The organism is Microbacterium sp. sgz311019 (genome assembly GCF_056135325.1).
The window spans coordinates 162,753-180,044 of the sequence record NZ_JBWAXO010000007.1 but is presented as its reverse complement, the minus strand read 5'-3'; the positions used below and the strand labels follow the sequence as shown (position 1 = coordinate 180,044).

Genomic DNA, 17,292 nt, shown 5'->3' with positions numbered 1-17,292 from the left:
CATCATGCCGTAGACGAATCACTCGCCCGCGGGCACCCTGGAATGGTGACCACGCCCACCCTCCACCGAACGCGCATGCCGGACATCGGCCACGCGTTCGTCGGCGGCGCCGGGTATCTGTCGGCGTGCACGACCGGGCTCCCGCCCCAGGCATCGCGTGACGCCGTCATCGCGGATGTGCTGGCCGCCGCATCCGGCCGCCCCGATCCGATGGCCTACTCCGCCGCGGCCGAGCGCAGTCGTGCGCACTTCGCCCGGCTCGTCTCGACCCATCCCGATCGCGTCGCGATCGGATCCCAGACATCCGTCCTCGCCGCTCTCGTCGCGACCGCCCTCCCCGATGGAGCCGCGGTCCTGTGCGCGGAGGGGGACTTCTCGTCGATCGTCCTGCCGTTCGTCCACGCGGGTCGCGGAATCACCGTCCGCACCGCTCCCCTGAACGAGCTCGCCGACGCGGTCTCCCCCGACACGACCATGATCGCGTTCTCCGCCGTCCAGTCGGCGACGGGCGAAGTCGCCCACCTCGACGCCATCGCGCAGGCGGCCGCCGCGACCGGCGCGCTCACCCTGTGCGACGCGACGCAGGCGGTCGGGTGGATGCCGGTCGACGCATCCGACTTCGATGCCGTCGTGTGTCACGCCTACAAGTGGCTGTGCGCACCGCGCGGCGTCGCATTCCTCACGCTGTCCGACCGCCTCCAGCGCCTCGCACGGCCGGTGTTCGCCGGCTGGTATGCGGGCGATGACCCGTGGTCGTCGTGCTACGGCCACGAGGTCGAGCTCGCCGCATCCGCTCGCCGCTTCGACGTCTCCCCCGCATGGCAGGCGTTCGTCGGGGCCGAGCCGTCGCTCGCTCTCTTCGCCGACGCGGACCGGAACGAGCTCTACGGCTACACCACCGGGCTCGCGGCGTCCTTCCGCGAGCGGTGCGGCATCCCCCAGCCCGAACGTCCTTCCGCGATCGTGACGTGGGCGGATCCGACCGGCTGCGACCTCGCCCGCCTCACCGCGGCGGGGATCACCGCCTCCGGACGTGCGGGGCGCGCGCGGGTCGCGTTCCACGTCTTCAACGACGCGAGCGACGTCGCCCTCGCGTCCGCCGTGCTCGGGTTCTGACTCAGCGTCGCCCGAGGGGCGAGAGCGCGATGACCGCCGCCACGATGACGAGCGCGCACAGCGCCAGTCCGCCGTAGCCGATCCAGCCGAGGATCGCGCCGGCCGCGGCCGCGCCGATCGCGGCCGAGAGCGCCATGATCGAATCGCTGCGCCCCTGCCGCCGCGGTCGCTGAGAGGTCACGGTGGCCTCGGTGAGCAGTGCGGCGCCGGACACGGTCGCCGCGCTCCAGCCGAGGCCGAGGAGCACGAGCGCGAGCATGACCCCGCCTTCGGCATCCGAGAGCAGTGCCGCGGTCACGAGCGCCGCGATCAGCAGGCCCTGACCGAGCAGGATGACGCGCAGCCGGCCCCAGCGGTCGGCAAGGATGCCGAAGACCGGCGACAGTCCGTACATGCCGAAGACGTGGATCGCGATCGTGACCCCGACGACGGCTGTGACGGTATCCGCGGACGCCATATGCGCGAGGTGCACCGGCGTCATGGCCATGACCGACGCCATGACGACGTGCGAGCCGGCCACGGCGAAGATCGCGTAGCGCGCAGCCACGGGCCGGTCGACCTCGATGATGTGCTCGGCGCGCGCCTCGCCCGTCCTGGCCAGCTGCTGCGCGATGCGAAGCGGGTCGGGATGCAGCGCCACGAGATAGAGCACGACGGCGCCGAGCTGCGCGGCGCACGAGAAGAGGTACGAGCCCGTGTAATGCGGCATGCCGAGCGAGCGTCCGACCACCTCGCCGACGGGCAGCAGCAGCGGGCCGACGACGCCGCCGACGGTCGTCGCCCAGACGACGATCGAGAGGTCCCGGCCGCGACGCTCCGTCGTGGCCAGATCGGTGGCCGCGAAGCGCGACTGCAGGTTGCCGGCATTGCCCGCGCCGATCATGAGCACCCCGACGAGCAGCAGCGGGAAGGAGCGGATCGCCGCCGCGGTCACCACGATCACGATGCCGGTGAACGCGAGGAGGTTGCCGAGGCTGAGCGAGAACCGTCGTCCCCGACGCGCGGCCAGGCGGGCGAGGGGGATCGCGGCGATGGCCGCGCCGAGCGTCACCGTGGCGGTCGCGAACCCCGAGAGGGAGTCCTGCCCGGAGATGTCGGCCGCGAGCAGCGCACCGAGCGACACGGTGGCACCGAACGCGACGCTTCCGAGCACCTGGCCGGCCGCGAGAGTCGCGACGGTCCGCCGCTGGATGCGTGCGACACCGGTGGCGGTCAGCGGCGCGGCCAGGGTGTCAGGCATCCCTTGCCGGGTTCCGCAGCGTGCCGAGGCCGGTGATCTCCACCTCGACGGTGTCGCCGGCGACGAACGGACCCACGCCCGCCGGCGTGCCGGTGAGGAGGACGTCACCCGGAAGCAGCGTGAACGCAGCGGACGCGTAGGCGATGATGTCGGCGACGCTGTGCACCATGTCGGTGAGCGGCGCCTGCTGCTTCACCTCGCCGTTCACGCGCGTGGTGAGGACCTTCCCCTCGACCTCGAACTCGGTCTCGATGGCGGGCCCCAATGGGCAGAAGGTGTCGAAGCCCTTCGCGCGCGACCACTGTCCGTCCTTGCGCTGCAGGTCGCGCGCCGACACGTCGTTGGCGATCGTGTAGCCGAACACGTAGTCGAGGGCCCGCTCGGCCGGAACGTTCTTGGCGATCCGGCCGATGACGACGGCGAGCTCGCCCTCGAAGTCGGTCTGCTCGGACTGCGTCGGGCGCACGATCGTGTCGCCGGGGCCGATGACCGAGGTGTTGGGCTTGAAGAAGAGCAGCGGCTCGGCCGGTGCCTCGTTGCCGAACTCGGCGGCGTGCTCGCGGTAGTTGCGGCCGACCGCCACGACCTTCGAGCGAGGGATGACCGGCGCCAGCAGCGCCGCGTCAGACAGCGGCACGCGCTCCCCCGTCGTGTCGTACCCGGCGAACATCGGGTCGCCCGCCAGGACGACCAGCTCGTCCTCGTCGACGATGCCGTAGCGGATGGAGTCCTGATGGCTGAAGCGCGCGATCCTCACCGCTCCAGCCTATCCAGGGGCGGCTAAGCCGAAGGGCGACGATCCCGCGGGATCGTCGCCCTTCGATGCCAGGCGTGCGCTCAGGCGTCGAGGCGCAGCATCCATCCGTGCCGGTCTTCGACGCGTCCGTACTGGATGCCGGTCAGCTCGTCTCGCAGCGACATCGCGAGCTCGACGGACTCGGGGCCCTCGTGGACGATCTCGAAGTCGTCGGCCAGCAGCGTGCCGATCGGCACCACGACCGCGGCGGTGCCGCACGCGAACGCGCCGACGATCTCGCCGGATGCCGCACCCTCACGCCACTCGTCGATCGAGAGCTTGCGCTGCTCGACCGTGAGCCCCCTGTCCTTCGCCAGCTGGAGGATCGATGCGAGGGTGATGCCCTCGAGGATGGAGTCCGACTCGGGGGTGATGAGCCGGCCGTCGCGTGTCACGAGCACGAGGTTCATGCCGCCGAGCTCCTCGATGTACTGTCCGTCGAGGAAGAGCACCTGCTGGCAGCCCTTCTCGTACGCCTCCGCCTGCGGCAGCAGACTCGAGGCGTAGTTGCCGCCGGTCTTCGCGGCGCCCGTTCCGCCCTTGCCGGCGCGCGCGTACTCGCGCGACAGCCAGATGTTCACGGGCTGCACTCCGCCCGGGAAGTACGCCCCGGCCGGCGACGCGATGAGGTAGTAACCGACCTTCTGCGCGGCGCGCACGCCGAGGAAGGCCTCCTTGGCGAACATGAACGGACGCAGGTAGAGACTCGTCTCGGGAGCCGACGGCACCCAGTCGGCGTCGACGGCGATGAGCTGACGCAGCGACTCGATGAAGATGTCGGCGGGCAGCTCGGGCAACGCCAGGCGACGAGCGGAACGCTGCAGTCGCGCCGCGTTGCGGTCGGGACGGAAGGTCCAGATCGAGCCGTCCGCGTGGCGGTAGGCCTTGAGGCCCTCGAAGATCTCCTGGGAGTAGTGCAGGACTGCGGCGGCCGGGTCGAGCGGAATCGGTCCGTACGGCTCGACCTGCGGGCGGTGCCAGCCGCCCTTCAGCGACCAGCAGAGGTCGACCATGTGGTCGGTGAAATGCTGTCCGAACCCCGGGTCGGCGAGGATCGCCTCGCGCTCGGCATCCGGTGTCGCGCTCTCGTTGCGCGTCACTCGCCAGATGAGCCCTGCGGAGGAGGGAGCCTGGAGGGGGAGGTCGATGGCCATTGTCGTGTCCTGTCTGCGCTCAGGGGGCGCGGGGATGCGTCGCGGCGTCGTGTGCCGTCATGCCCAGGCTACGCCTGGAGGCGGGCGGCGATGGCGTCGCCGATCTGCGAGGTCGTGCGGGGTGAGCCGTCCCGTGCGGCGATGTCGTCCTCGACGGCGCGGGTCACGCGCGCGGCCTCGTCGCGCAGCCCGAGATGGTCGAGCAGGAGCGAGACGGAGAGGATCGCAGCCGTGGGATCGGCCTTCTGCTGCCCCGCGATGTCCGGCGCCGATCCGTGCACGGGCTCGAACATAGACGGGAACGCGCCGTCCGGGTTGATGTTCCCGGAGGCGGCGAGACCGATGCCACCGGTGACGGCGCCGGCCAGGTCTGTCAGGATGTCGCCGAAGAGGTTGTCGGTGACGATGACGTCGAAACGGCCCGGGTTCGTGACCAGGAAGATCGTCGCCGCGTCGACGTGCAGGTAGTCTACGGTCACATCCGGGTGCTCCTGCGCCACGGCATCCACGATCCGCTTCCACAGGCCGCCGGCGTGAACCAGCACGTTCGTCTTGTGCACGAGGGTCAGCCTCTTCGAGCGTCGCTCGGCGAGGTCGAACGCGTAGCGCACGACGCGCTCGACGCCGAAGGCCGTGTTCACCGAGGTCTCGTTCGCGACCTCGTGCGGCGTCCCGCGGCGGATCGCACCGCCGTTGCCGACGTACGGCCCCTCGGTGCCCTCGCGCACGACGACGAAGTCGACGGCGCCCGGCGCGGCGAGCGGTCCCGGCGCACCCGGGTAGAGCGTGGACGGTCGCAGGTTCACGTAGTGGTCGAGCTCGAAGCGGAGCTTCAGCAGCAGGCCGCGCTCGATGTTGGCGTCCTTCAGCCGCGGGTCGCCTGGAACGCCGCCGACGGCGCCGAGCAGGATCGCGTCGTGGTCCTTGATCGCCGCGAGGTCCTCGTCGGTGAGCGTGTCGCCGCTCTCGAGATACCGTCCGGCGCCGAGCGAGAACGCCGTCTTCTCGAAGCGGATGCCGCTGTCCGCGGTCGCCGCATCCAGCACCTTCTCCGCCTCGGAGACGACCTCCGGGCCGATGCCGTCACCGGGGATGACGGCGAGCTTCACGACACGGGATGACGCTTCCGGCACGGGACACTCCTCACGATCGGCGCCCGAGATGGCGCACAGGGATCCAGGCTATCCGTCGGCGGGATGACGCGCCGCCCGCGCGACGGAACGTGACGGCGGTGGCGCTTACCACGTCTCGACCGCCCGCGCCACCCCATGCGGGAACGAGCTGTCTTCATGGTTGTGTGGCTGGACGAGCCGGGTCCACATGACGACCCGGCCGCTGGAAGGAGAATGACATGACCATGGGATTGGGTGTTGTCCTCGTGGTGATCGGTGCCATCTTGACGTACGCCCTGCACATCACGGTGTCGTGGGTCGATCTCCAACTCGTCGGATACATCCTCATGGTGGCCGGCGCGATCGTGTTCGTCGTCGGCCTCATCAGGTTCTTCATGCACCGCCGCGCGGTGGGGACGACTCGCAGCTACGTCGATCCCGCCACGGGTGACCGCGTCTCCCGTGTGGAGCGGGTCCTGCCCCCCGACGAGGTCTGATCGGCTCGATCCTCGGCCGCGGTCGATGTCTCAGGGACGGTCTGTGTTGACAGACCGACCGCGTCCGAGGGTCGTCGCCGCCACGATGGCGGCGGCGAGCACGAATGCGGCGCCGATGAGCGAGGTCGCGGCGATTCCCGCGTCGAAGGCGGCGGCGGCCGCGGAGTGCAGCACAGCACCGGCCTGGCCTCCGACCTGGTCCGCGACGTGCATCGCACCGGCGAGCGTCTCTCGCGCGGCGAGGGCCGCCGCATCCGGAATCCCGGTCGGAACCACCAGATTCGACCGATACATCGCCGCGAGGATGCCGCCGAGGATCGTCGTGCCGAGCACGGCTCCGATCTCATAGGCGGTCTCCGAGATGGCGCTCGCGGCGCCCGCCTTAGCCGCGGGCGCGCTCGAGAGCACGAGCTCGTTCGACACCGTCTCGGCCATGCCGATGCCCACGCCGAGCAGCACCGACGCCGTCACCACGAGGGCCAGTGCGTGGTCATGGCCGACGAACGACATGAGGATGTACCCGAGAATCGACACTGACAGCGCGCCGGGAATCAGGATGCGGGGCGCCAGACGCCGGGAGATCGGAACCACGATGAGGCCCGCGATGATCATCGCCACGAGCCCGGGGACGAGGGCGAGGCCCGCCTCCATCGGTGACAGGCCGAGGACGAGCTGAAGGTGCTGGGCGATGAAGTACTCGAACCCGACGAAGGCGATCACGCTCAGCAGGTTGACGAGCAGTGCCCCCGTGAAGCTGCCGACCGCGAAGAGACGTACGTCGAACATCGGCGCCTCCCTGCGCAGCTGGCGCCGGACGAAGAGGGCTCCGCATCCGAGGCCGGCCGTGCCGAGGGCGATCCAGCCGATCGTCGGCCCGTCGACGGCGATCTGCTTGATCGCGTACACGACGAGGACCATCGTCGCGATCGACATGAGGATGCTGAGCGGATCGATGCGCCCCGGGTGCGGATCTCGACTCTCAGGCACCAGGAAGGGCGCGAAGACGACGAGGGGCACCAGCACCGGGACGGCGAGAAGGAACACGGAGCCCCACCAGAAGTGCTCGAGGAGCATTCCTCCGACGATGGGCCCGAGGGCGGCGCCGGCGGAGAACGCGGCCGCCCAGATGGCGATCGCGAGCCTGCGCTGATCGCGGTTCGTGAAGATGCTCCGGATGAGCGACATGGTCGACGGCATCAGCACGGCGCCGAAGACGCCCATCGCGGCACGCGCGGCGATGAGCCACTCGGCCGTCGGGGCGAAGGCGGCGAGCACCGAGACGACGACGAATCCCGTCGCGCCGATGAGCAGGAGCTTGCGGCGGCCGTACCGGTCGCCGAGCGTTCCGGCCGTCACGAGGAAGGCGGCGAGGACGAGCGGATAGACGTCGATCATCCACAGCTGCTGGACCGCCGTCGGCTCGAGGTGCAGCGCGATCTGGGGCAGTGCGAAGTGCAGCACCGTCGCATCCACCGCGACGAGCAGCACGGGCAGCATGAGCACCGCCAGCGCCGCCCAGCCGCGCCAGCCGACGCGCTCCGGCACCGGCATCGTCATGGGGGCGGGGGTCTGGACGGACATGTCTTCCTCATGCATTTCTATACCGTCTGGTCGGTACACTAACTCTGTTAGGCTAGCAGAATGAGCCGGCCCCCACGAGCGCGTGAGATCGTCCTCGACGCATTCGAGCGCATCCTCATCGAGGACGGCGCACGAGGCGCCACGTTGGATGCGACCGCTCGCGCCGCGGGCGTCTCCAAAGGCGGACTGCTCTATCACTTCGCGTCGAAGGACGCCCTCGAAGGCGCGCTCATCGACCGGCTGCGCGTCCTCGTCGCCGCGGACATCTCGTCCATCGAGAGCGCTCCGGAGGGCGTCGTCGCCACCTTCGTGCGCGCCTCCGTGATGGAGGACGACGACCTGGATCGTGCCATCATCGCCACCTCGCGCCTCGCGCAGAACGGGCATGCCGCGGCCATCGCCGCGCTGCTGGAGATGCGGGAGAGCTGGGAGGCCGTTCTGCAGCCGCACACGAGGGATGCCGCGGCCCTCGATCTCGTCATGCTCGTGAGCGACGGCCTGTACTTCAACAACGCCCTCGGCGGCGACACCCCGCTCACGATCGTGCCGCAGGGCGCGGCGCTCGACGCCCTCGTCGCCCTCGTCGCGAAGGTCGCGGAGCCGGACGCCGCGAGCTGAGGGTCAGCGGAGCGCGTCGAGGCGTCGCTCGAGGTACCGGCGCGCGGCCGGGTCCGTCTCACGCGCGAGGGCCTCGGCGTAGTCCGACCGCGCGGCCGGCTCGTCGCCGCACCGCGCATCCAGCTCGGCGCGCGCGGCGAACGCCTGCGCCGCGAGGACGCCCGTGAACAGGCCGTCGTCGGCGTCGAGCTCGAGACGAGCGGAGTCCGGTCCGACCTCCGGGGTGTACCCGCGGGCGACGAGCCGCGCGAGCCGCGCCGCCGGCGACGGCCACACGGCGACGAGTCCGTCGTAGAGCTGCGCGATGGAGGGCCAGTCCGTCGCCTCCCACGTCGGCGCGATGTCGTGGAGCCCGGCGATGCCGGCCTGCAGTGCGAACCGCCCGATGCCGCCCTGGAGCGCCCGGGTGGCGAGCGACTCCCCCTCGACGATGAGCGCCCGGTTCCAGGCTGTGCGGTCCGCCGTGGCGAGGTCGACGAGTTCGCCGGCGGGATCCAGGCGCGTGGTCTGCCGCGCCTCGGTGAGCAGCAGCAGGCCGAGCAGACCGGATGCCTCAGCCTCGCCCGGGCGCACGCGAAGCGCGTCGCGGGCCAGGTGGACGGCATCCGTCCGCAGTCGCCCGCTCGTCTCCGCCGTGGGCGCCGCGTACCCGGCCGTGTAGACGAGTGAGATCACGACCAGCGCGTCGGGCAGACGCTCCCGCACCTGCGCGTCGTCCTCCATCGCGAAACGGATCGACGACTCGTGCAGCCGCTTCTTCGCGCGGGTGAGCCGTGCCGCCATCGTCGCCTCGGAGACCAGCAGCATCGCCGCCACATCGCGCGTCGGCACGCCGCACACGAATCTCAGCGCGAGCGCGAGGCGCGTCTCCTCCGCAAGGTCCGGATGGCAGACCATGAGAATGAGCTCGAGCCGCTCGTCGCCCGTGAAGGCGAACGCGGACATGTCGTCCTCCCCTGTGCGCCCCTGCACCGATCGCGCCGCGAACGCCAGGGCGGGAAGAGCCCGCTCGACCGTCCGGGCACGTCGCACGTAGTCGATCGCGATGCGACGTGCGGCGGTGGTGATCCAGGCAGACGGATTGTCCAGCCGGACCCCGGAGCGTTCCTGGGCGAGCGCGCGCAGGAACGCATCGTGCACGGCGTCCTCAGCGAGCTGGAGGTCGCCGATGTAGGCGGCCACCGCACCGAGGATGCGACCGGCATCCATCCGATACGCATCCTCGATGCGGGAAGTCACATCTCATTCAACCGCAGCGTCCATCGCCAGCGGGATCTCGCCCGCGGACATGGGCACCTGCGCGATCGGGTACAGCTCGAGCCACCCGCCGGTCGGGACGAGCGCGGCCAGCTCGCGCGCCTGCTCTGCGCTGTCCGCCGTGAACGTGTAGAAGCCGGTGACGACCTCACGCACCTCTCCGAACGGTCCGTCGGTGAAGACCGCGCCCGTCGCGGAGGGGACGATGCGCGTGGCCTCGGACTGCGGACGGAGCGGGGCGGATGCGGCGATCCGCTGACCCGCGGCGATCACCGCCTCCTGGAAGACCCTGTGACCCGCAAGATCCGTCTCGATCTGCTCGGGCGTGAGGACCGACGGGTCCCACTCGGGCTCACGGATCACGATCAGGTATTCGGCGGACATGGTGCTCTCCTTCGTCGCGGTGCCGTTCGGGTCCCGCGGGATGCGGAACAACGACACGACGTGGACGACCTGCCGGAATCGACAGCCTCGAGCAGATTCTTCCGGATTTCTTCCGGTCAGTCCTCGGTGATGGCGATCTGGGCGAACAGATCCGCGTCGATGGCCTCGCGCACCTCGTCGAGCAGATCCTCGCCGACCGGCGAGTCCACCGTCAGGACGGACAGCGCCTGGCCGCCCGCGGCGCGCCGGGCGATCTGCATCCCCGCGATGTTGATGCCGGCGTCGCCGAACTTCTGGCCGTACACGGCGACGATTCCGGGACGGTCGGTGTAGAGCATCACGACATGGTGCTTCTCGATCGGCAGCTCGAGCGCGTAGTCGTTGATGCCGACGAGCTTCTCGATCTGCTTCGGGCCCGTGAGCGTGCCCGAGACTGCGAGCTGCGACCCGTCGGACAGGGCGCCCCGCAGCGTGATGACGTTGCGGTACTCGGGGCTGTCGGCGTCCACGATGAGACGCGTCTCCACCCCGCGCTGGTCCGCGAGCAGGGGCGCGTTCACGTACGACACCGTCTCGCTCACGATGTTGGTGAAAAGCCCCTTGAGCGCGGCGAGCTTCAGGACGCTGACGTCGTAATCGCTGAGCTCGCCGTGCACCTCGACGTCCAGGCTCGTCAGCGGCGACCGGGCAAGGCCTGCGAAGATCTGGCCGAGCTTCTCGACCAGCGGGATGCCGGGGCGCACGTAGGGATCGATGACCCCGCCCGCGACGTTGACGGCGTCGGGCACGAGCTCGCCGCCGAGCGCGAGCCGCACCGAGCGCGCGACCGAGATGCCCGCCTTCTCCTGCGCCTCGTCGGTGCTCGCGCCGAGGTGGGGGGTGACGACGACGTTCGGGAGGGACAGAAGAGGCTGCGCCGTCCCGCCCTCTGCCGGCGGCTCCGAGGTGAACACGTCGAGGCCGGCGCCGGCGATCTCGCCCGTGGTGAGCGCCTCGTGCAGCGCCGCCTCGTCGATCAGCCCGCCGCGGGCGACGTTGACGATGTAGGCCGTCGGCTTCATGGCACGGAATTGCTCCGCGCCGATCATGCCCGTCGTCTCGGGCGTCTTCGGCATGTGGATCGTGACGAAGTCGCTCTCGGCCAGAAGCTCGTCGAGGGTCACGAGCTGCACGCCGAGCTGCTGGGCGCGGGCGCTCGTGACGTACGGGTCGTACGCGACGACGCGCATGTCGAAGGCCTGCAGGCGCGCGGCGATGAGGGCGCCGATGCGGCCGAGGCCGATGATCCCGACGGTCTTCTCGAACAGCTCGGTGCCCGTGTACGCGCTGCGCTTCCACTGTCCGGCGGCGAGCGACGCATTGCCGGCGGGGATGTGGCGGGCAAGGCTCAGGATGTGGCCGATCGTGAGCTCGGCGGCGGAGATGATGTTCGACGTCGGCGCATTGACGACCATGACGCCTGCGGTCGTCGCCGCCTTGATGTCGACGTTGTCGAGCCCGACGCCCGCGCGCGCCACGACCTGCAGCTTGGGAGCGGCGGCCAGCGCCTCTTCGTCGATCTTCGTCGCCGAGCGGATCAGCACCGCGTTCGCGTCCGCGAGGGCCGTCAGCAGAGCCGGGCGGTCGGTGCCGTCGACGGAGCGGACGTCGAAGTCCGGCCCCAGGGCGTCGATCGTGGCGGGAGAGAGCTCCTCGGCGAGGAGGACGACAGGCTTGGGCACAGAGGAACCCTTCGATGAGCGCGACCGGGAATGCCCCGCCGCACGCCGTGGGGGCGAGACAGGCTCAGCCTACCGTGGGCGGGAAGGGCCTCCCCGCCGTGTGACGCCGGGCGACGCGCTCACGAACCGAGCATCGACCCGCCGTACGCCGCCCCGTAGGCGACGATGTCGAGCCAGAACACCGAGACAAGGCACAGTCCGGTGAGGAGGATGGCCGCGAACGGAAGCGCCCGCCTGCGCCAGCCGATCGTGAAGGCGACGGCGAACACGACGACCGGGAGGACGACCGGAAGCAGCAGCACGAACCAGCCGTAGCCGTTCAGGCCGAGGGGGCCAGACGCCTGCGCCACGAGGAAGGCGATGGCGTTCCAGAGCGCGTAGGCGTAGAAGAGGCCGAAGAATGCCGCGATGACGGCGATCAGCCAGGTCGGCATCGCGGCCCTGCGTGCCGCCGATGTCGGGGGTGTCGAGGCATCCGTCGTCATCGTCCGACCGCCCCCACCATGATGAAGGGCCACGGCAGCAGGAGCGCGGCGCCGCCGATGAGCCAGGCGAATCTCACCCATACACGGGAGCGCGCCGTGAGCCACAGCACCGTCAGGAACCACATCGCGGGCGCGGCCACCGCGAGCCACAGGCTCACCTGAAAGGCCACCGGTGCGACGAGGTAGTCGGCGGCGCCCTTCAGTCGCAGGCCGCCGACGATCCATCCGATCGTCGAGAGCAGCGACACCCCGCCCAGCACGCCGATGACAAGGAGCGCGACATTGCCCAGGGCGGGCGTCTGCTCGTCGACCTGAGCCTGGACGGCCTCCGCTCCCTTGCCGACCGCCGTGTATCCGTCCGGCAGAGTCGGCGCATCCGTCGCGTCCGCGGTCCGCTTCGCCTGAGCCGAGGAACCGACGTGCAACGTCGGATCGTCCTCGTCCCCCCACGAGAGGGCGTCGTCGTCGGAGCTGGCAGTCACCCGCCCAGCCTATCGGCGGCGCGGACCGTCACTCGAAGATGGGCACCGTCAGGTTGTGCCAGGTGACGGGCCCGGCGATGCCGTCCACCGGCGGTGCGAAGCTCGTCTGGAACTGCCGCACCGCGGTGTCGGTCTCGGGCCCGAAGATCCCGTCGACCGTGACGCTCAGCAGGCTCTGGAGTGCCCGTACGGCGTCACCGGTGCTGCCCAGCTGCACCGTCACGATGAGGCGCGGCCAGTCGAGCTGCCCGACGGTCGTCCCGAAGTCCGAGGAGCGGATGCTGTGCTGGAAGGCTTCGAGCGCGGCTCCGCTCAGCGGACCGAACGACCCGTCGGCGACGATGGTCGCACCGTGTGCGCGCAGCAGATACTGCGCGGCGAGCACGCGCCAGTTGTCGCCGGTCGTGGCTCCCTGGATCACGAGCGGCCAGCTGCCGGGAGCCATCATCAGGAACGACCAGGTCTGCACACCGACGATGCCGTCGGTCACCAGCCCCCACTGCATCTGGACGTTGCGCACCCGATCGTCGGTGTCCGGCCCGAAGCTGCCGTCCACCGCGGCCGGGGTGTCGCCCGGGAACCGCAGCAGCCCGAGGCTCTGGACCGCGCGCACGGCGTCGCCGCTCGAGCCCTGCTGCGTCTGGACGACCACGTGCGGCCACGTCAGCGGGCCGACGATGCCGTCCTGCACGAGACCGGCCGAGGCCTGGACGGCTGTGACGGCGGCCGCGGTCAGGGGTCCGAAGACCCCGTCGACGACGAGAGCGTGACCGTGCGCCCGCAGCAGATACTGCAGCGCGGGGACGCGGGGATCGGTCGTGCCCTGCCGGAAGATTGCCCACGGTTCGGTGTTCATGACGGCGTCCTCTCTGTGGCTGGGAGATCTGTGCCTGGCAGATCTGTGCCTGGCAGAGAACGAGAGGCGATCCGTCGCCGCGTGATACGTCAGGCGGATGCTGCGGCCGCCACCGCCGCGACAGCGGCGGCGACGAGCGCCGCGTCGGTGACCTCGAAGGCGTCCACTCCCCCGCCCGGGCCGCTGGCGCCGTGCTCGACGGGGCGCGAGGCCGAGAGGTGCACGGCATCCACCCCCGCCTCGACCAGCGCCGCGATGTCGTCGATCGCGACCCCGCCGCCGGCCATCACCTCGAGAGTCCCGCCCGCCTCGCGCACCATCACGGCGAGCGTGTCGAGCCCGTCCGCGCAGCGCCGCGCGCCGCCGGACGTCAGCACCCGGCGCACGGGAAGGGTCGCGAGTTCCGCGACCGAGGCGACCGGATCGGCGGATGCATCCACCGCGCGGTGCACGGTGACGTCGAGACCGTCCGCCGCATCGATGAACCGGCGGAGGACGTCGAGGTCGAGCCGGCCCTCCTCGGTGAGCGCGCCGACGACGACTCCGGACGCACCGAGCCGCGCAGCCGCGCGGATGTCGCGCACCATCGTCGCCACCTCGTCGCCGTCGTAGACGAACCCGCCGCCACGCGGGCGGATGAGCGCGTGGACGAAGGCGCCGCGTCCCGCGGAGAGCTCCACCGCATGCTCGATATGGCCGGCAGAGGGCGTCAGCCCGCCGAGCCGCAGCCCCTGGGTGAGCTCGACGCGGGCGGCACCCGCATCCATCGCCATCCGAACGCCCTCGGAGCTCTGAACGGCGATCTCCACGGCGACGGGGTGACGGGTCATCGCCTCAGGCTAGTGGCGGGATCCGTCCGCCCGTCACGTCCGAAAGGTGGGTCTCACGCGCCTCTCCCCGCGGCGCGGGAGCGCTGCGGGGAGAGGGCGCAGGAGACGAGTGCCGGTCAGAAGACCGGGACGCCTCCCTGGACGAGCTGCCAGTTGACCACGTGGAAGTCCTTCGGGTCGATGACTCCCGCGGCCGACGCGTACGCGACGATCGCCTCACGGATCGCCACCTGGGCGTTGTAGACCACCGGCGCCGCCGCGATGTGCGGGAAGCCGCCGCCGCCGGACTGACGGTAGTTGTTGACCGCCACGACGAACTTCTGGTCGGGTGCGACGGGCGCGCCGTTCCACGAGAGGTTCAGGATGCGCGAGCCCTGCGGCTGCGCGATGTCGATGTCGTACGTTACGCCCGAGAACTGGTCGTAGTTGTAGTCCGGCGTGTTCAGCGCGTTCGTCAGCGTGGCGGTGCTCACCGGTGTGCCGACCGGGACCTGGTTGAAGTACTTCGCCGAGTACTCGAGGTAGTCCTTGATCTCGGCACCCGTGAGCACCGACGCGAGCAGCGTGTTGTCGTAGATGTAGAGACCCGCGATGTCGCGGATCGTCACCTGACCCGCCGGGAACGAGGCGAGGCGGCTGAACGGCGCCGCGATCGAGACGATCGGGAGGGATGCCTCGGCCGTACCCGCGATCGCCTTGGCCACCGTGTCGACCTGCACCTTGTTGACGTAGTCGAGGATCGCCGTGTCCTTCCAGCACGCCTCCGCGGCCGAGAGCGCCTCGGTCGAGGTCGCGACCGGCTTGTTGACGTACGCGACGACCGCATCGTGCTGCGACTGGATGACGGACACGAGGGCCGGGTCGTCCTGCACGGAGTTCGTGTTCACCGTGTAGACGTTCTTGCTCGCGATCTGCCACTGGCCCTGGGCGAACTTGAGTTCCAGGTCGAACACGCTCACGCGCTCGCCCCAGCACACCGGCTCGCTCATGGCGACCGTCTGGCCGGTGGGGCCGGTCTGGAGGTAGTTGCGCTCGACGTGGGCGTGGCCGAACAGGATGGCATCGATGCCGGGCACCTGCTGGGCGATGAGCTTCGCCGCGTTCTCGTTCGGCAGGTCGCCCCCGTACGAGGACGTTCCGCTGTCGCCCGCGTGGACGCTCACGACGAGCACGTCGACGCCCTCGCGACGGATGATCGGCACCCAGCGCTTGGCCGTCTCGACGACGTCGAGCACTTCGAGCTTGCCGCTGACGTGCCCCTTGTCCCAGATGACGATGCCGGGGTTGGTCATGCCCAGGACACCGACGCGGATGGGCTTGCGGCCCTTCAGTTTGATCGTCTTGATCGTGTACGGCTTGTACGCCGGGACGGTCGTGCCGGCTCGAACGGCGTTCGCGCCGAGGACCGGCGCATCCATCTGAGAGATCCACGTGTCGAGGAAGTCGAGGCCGTAGTTGAACTCGTGGTTTCCGAGGGCGACGGCGTCGTAGCCGATGGCGTTCATCTGCGCGGCCATGGGGTGGATCGCACCCGAGGTCGTGATGGGGTCGACGGTGGCGTAGTAGAAGCCGAGAGGCGTGCCCTGGATCGTGTCGCCCGCATCGAACAGCAGCGTGTGGTCGCGTCCGCGGTCGGCGCGGATCTGGTTGACGACACTCGAGACGCGCGCGAGGCCGACGGCGTTGCCCGCCCTGTCGCTATAGGCGGCGTTCGTGTAGTAGTCCCAGTTGAGGGCGTGCGAGTGGATATCGGACGTGCCCATGATCGTGATCGTGACGGACTCGGAACCGTCGGCGGCGAGGGCCTTACCGGGGTTCGCGACCCAGCCCGCGGCAGCCAGCGCGCTGGCCGCCGACACCCCCGTCAGGAACCCGCGGCGGCTGACTCCGCTGCGGCGCTCCTCGTGAATCTCTTCAGGAATTCGGCACGAGCACCACCGGGGTGCGGGTGCGCTGTCGTGGGTGTGATGGTCGTGAGGCATGTGTTCTCCCATAACGGACAATGCCATCATGCTGAGTGTTTCCTGACAAGGAAATCGGCATGAACTCTCTCTCATCGGAAGCAGTTCGCTACCCGGCCGCGAACGCGAACGAGCCCGGCCCCTCACGGGACCGGGCTCGCGTACGAACGACGGGTCAGCGCGCGGCGGAACCCTCGGTGTAGTCGGCGTCCTGCTGCTTCCACGCGAAGAGCGCCCGAAGGTCGCGGCCGACAGCCTCGATGGGGTGCTGGGCGGCCTTCTCGCGCAGCGCGTAGAACTCCGGGGCACCCGCATCCTGGTCCGCGATGAAGCGCGCGGCGAACGCACCCGACTGGATGTCGGCGAGCACGCCCTGCATGTTCTCCTTGACGTGGGGGTCGATGACGCGCGGGCCGGAGACGTAGTCGCCGTACTCCGCCGTGTCGGAGACCGACCAGCGCTGCTTGGCGATGCCGCCCTCCCACATGAGGTCGACGATGAGCTTCAGCTCGTGCAGCACCTCGAAGTAGGCGATCTGCGGCTGGTAGCCCGCCTCGGTGAGCGTCTCGAAGCCGTACTCGACGAGCTGCGAGACACCGCCGCACAGGACGGCCTGCTCGCCGAAGAGGTCGGTCTCGGTCTCCTCGGTGAAGGTCGTCTCGATGACGCCGGCGCGCGTGCCGCCGATGGCCTTGGCGTACGACTTCGCGGTGTCCCAGGCGTGGCCCGAGGCATCCTTCTCCACGGCGATGATGTCCGGGATGCCGCGACCCGCGACGAACTCGCGACGGACCGTGTGGCCCGGGGCCTTGGGGGCGATCAGGATGACGTCGACGCCCTCGGGGGCCTCGATATAGCCGAACCGGATGTTGAAGCCGTGCGCGAAGGCGAGCGTCTTGCCCTCGGTCAGGTTGTCCTTGATGGACTCGCTGAAGATCGAGCGCTGGTGCTGATCGGGCGCGAGGATCATGATCAGGTCCGCCCAGGCCGCCGCATCGGCGACGTTCTTGACCTCGAAGCCGTCCTCCTGCGCCTTGACGATCGACGGGGAGCCGTCCTTCAGCGCGACCACGACCTCGACGCCCGAGTCGCGCAGGTTCTGCGCGTGGGCGTGGCCCTGCGAGCCGTAGCCCACGATGGCGACCTTCTTGCCCTGGATGATCGAGAGGTCGGCGTCGTCGTCGTAGATGATGTCAGCCATG

The 17,292-nt window shown here is 70.1% G+C and carries 17 protein-coding genes; 3 read left to right on the top strand and 14 right to left on the bottom strand.

Annotation, left to right across the window (positions count from 1 at the left end):
• Positions 1-42 precede the first annotated feature (42 nt).
• Positions 43-1,116, top strand: coding sequence for an aminotransferase class V-fold PLP-dependent enzyme (locus tag AC0NZN_RS13045; protein WP_474592732.1), 1,074 nt, complete (start codon positions 43-45; stop codon positions 1,114-1,116).
• A 1-nt stretch (position 1,117) separates the two neighbouring features.
• Here AC0NZN_RS13045 and AC0NZN_RS13040 read toward each other — a convergent pair whose 3' ends face one another.
• The 4 genes from AC0NZN_RS13040 to AC0NZN_RS13025 all read right to left on the bottom strand — a co-directional run bounded on the left by AC0NZN_RS13040 (position 1,118) and on the right by AC0NZN_RS13025 (position 5,439).
• Positions 1,118-2,356, bottom strand: coding sequence for an MFS transporter (locus AC0NZN_RS13040; protein ID WP_474592731.1), 1,239 nt, complete (start codon positions 2,354-2,356; stop codon positions 1,118-1,120).
• Entirely contained in the window at positions 2,349-3,113 is a 765-nt protein-coding gene (locus AC0NZN_RS13035; protein ID WP_474592730.1) for a fumarylacetoacetate hydrolase family protein, read from the bottom strand. The genes AC0NZN_RS13040 and AC0NZN_RS13035 overlap by 8 nt, the downstream gene beginning before the upstream one ends.
• 80 nt (positions 3,114-3,193) lie before the next feature.
• Positions 3,194-4,306 (bottom strand): branched-chain amino acid aminotransferase, encoded by a 1,113-nt coding sequence (locus AC0NZN_RS13030; RefSeq protein ID WP_474592729.1) that lies wholly within the window; start codon positions 4,304-4,306, stop codon positions 3,194-3,196.
• 68 nt (positions 4,307-4,374) lie between these two features.
• On the bottom strand, positions 4,375-5,439 hold the full coding sequence (locus AC0NZN_RS13025) for a 3-isopropylmalate dehydrogenase (RefSeq protein WP_474592728.1): 1,065 nt from the start codon (positions 5,437-5,439) through the stop codon (positions 4,375-4,377).
• Between the two features lie 218 nt (positions 5,440-5,657).
• On the opposite strand from AC0NZN_RS13025, the gene AC0NZN_RS13020 reads away from it, so the two are divergent.
• Entirely contained in the window at positions 5,658-5,915 is a 258-nt protein-coding gene (locus AC0NZN_RS13020; protein ID WP_474592727.1) for a DUF6458 family protein, read from the top strand.
• Positions 5,916-5,945: 30 nt separating this feature from the next.
• Here AC0NZN_RS13020 and AC0NZN_RS13015 read toward each other — a convergent pair whose 3' ends face one another.
• On the bottom strand, positions 5,946-7,496 hold the full coding sequence (locus AC0NZN_RS13015) for an MFS transporter (protein ID WP_474592726.1): 1,551 nt from the start codon (positions 7,494-7,496) through the stop codon (positions 5,946-5,948).
• Between the two features lie 60 nt (positions 7,497-7,556).
• Between AC0NZN_RS13015 and AC0NZN_RS13010 the strand changes: the two genes are divergently transcribed.
• Positions 7,557-8,114 carry a TetR/AcrR family transcriptional regulator gene (locus tag AC0NZN_RS13010; RefSeq protein ID WP_474592725.1) on the top strand — a complete coding sequence of 186 codons (558 nt, stop codon included), beginning with the start codon at positions 7,557-7,559 and terminating at the stop codon, positions 8,112-8,114.
• A 3-nt stretch (positions 8,115-8,117) separates the two neighbouring features.
• Here AC0NZN_RS13010 and AC0NZN_RS13005 read toward each other — a convergent pair whose 3' ends face one another.
• From AC0NZN_RS13005 to ilvC, 9 genes are all read right to left on the bottom strand, one after another.
• Positions 8,118-9,353 (bottom strand): RNA polymerase sigma factor, encoded by a 1,236-nt coding sequence (locus AC0NZN_RS13005; RefSeq protein ID WP_474592724.1) that lies wholly within the window; start codon positions 9,351-9,353, stop codon positions 8,118-8,120.
• Between the two features lie 3 nt (positions 9,354-9,356).
• Entirely contained in the window at positions 9,357-9,755 is a 399-nt protein-coding gene (locus tag AC0NZN_RS13000) for a YciI family protein (protein WP_474592723.1), read from the bottom strand.
• Between the two features lie 116 nt (positions 9,756-9,871).
• Complete coding sequence (gene serA, locus AC0NZN_RS12995; protein ID WP_474592722.1) at positions 9,872-11,476, bottom strand: phosphoglycerate dehydrogenase; 1,605 nt, start codon at positions 11,474-11,476, stop codon at positions 9,872-9,874.
• A 119-nt stretch (positions 11,477-11,595) separates the two neighbouring features.
• Positions 11,596-11,961, bottom strand: a complete 366-nt coding sequence (locus tag AC0NZN_RS12990; protein ID WP_474592721.1) for a bacitracin resistance protein — start codon at positions 11,959-11,961, stop codon at positions 11,596-11,598.
• Complete coding sequence (locus AC0NZN_RS12985; RefSeq protein ID WP_474592720.1) at positions 11,958-12,443, bottom strand: DNA polymerase III subunit gamma/tau; 486 nt, start codon at positions 12,441-12,443, stop codon at positions 11,958-11,960. The genes AC0NZN_RS12990 and AC0NZN_RS12985 overlap by 4 nt, the downstream gene beginning before the upstream one ends.
• Positions 12,444-12,471: 28 nt before the next feature.
• Positions 12,472-13,299, bottom strand: coding sequence for a peptidoglycan-binding domain-containing protein (locus AC0NZN_RS12980; RefSeq protein WP_474592719.1), 828 nt, complete (start codon positions 13,297-13,299; stop codon positions 12,472-12,474).
• Positions 13,300-13,388: 89 nt separating this feature from the next.
• Positions 13,389-14,129 (bottom strand): copper homeostasis protein CutC, encoded by a 741-nt coding sequence (locus tag AC0NZN_RS12975; RefSeq protein WP_474592718.1) that lies wholly within the window; start codon positions 14,127-14,129, stop codon positions 13,389-13,391.
• A 116-nt stretch (positions 14,130-14,245) separates the two neighbouring features.
• Positions 14,246-16,111: a bifunctional metallophosphatase/5'-nucleotidase gene (locus AC0NZN_RS12970; RefSeq protein ID WP_474592717.1), complete on the bottom strand. Its 1,866-nt coding sequence runs from the start codon at positions 16,109-16,111 to the stop codon at positions 14,246-14,248.
• A gap of 154 nt (positions 16,112-16,265) precedes the next feature.
• The gene (gene ilvC, locus AC0NZN_RS12965) at positions 16,266-17,291 is read right to left on the bottom strand and encodes a ketol-acid reductoisomerase (RefSeq protein WP_474592716.1); all 1,026 of its coding nucleotides are present in this window, start codon (positions 17,289-17,291) and stop codon (positions 16,266-16,268) included.
• Between the last annotated feature and the right edge of the window lies 1 nt (position 17,292).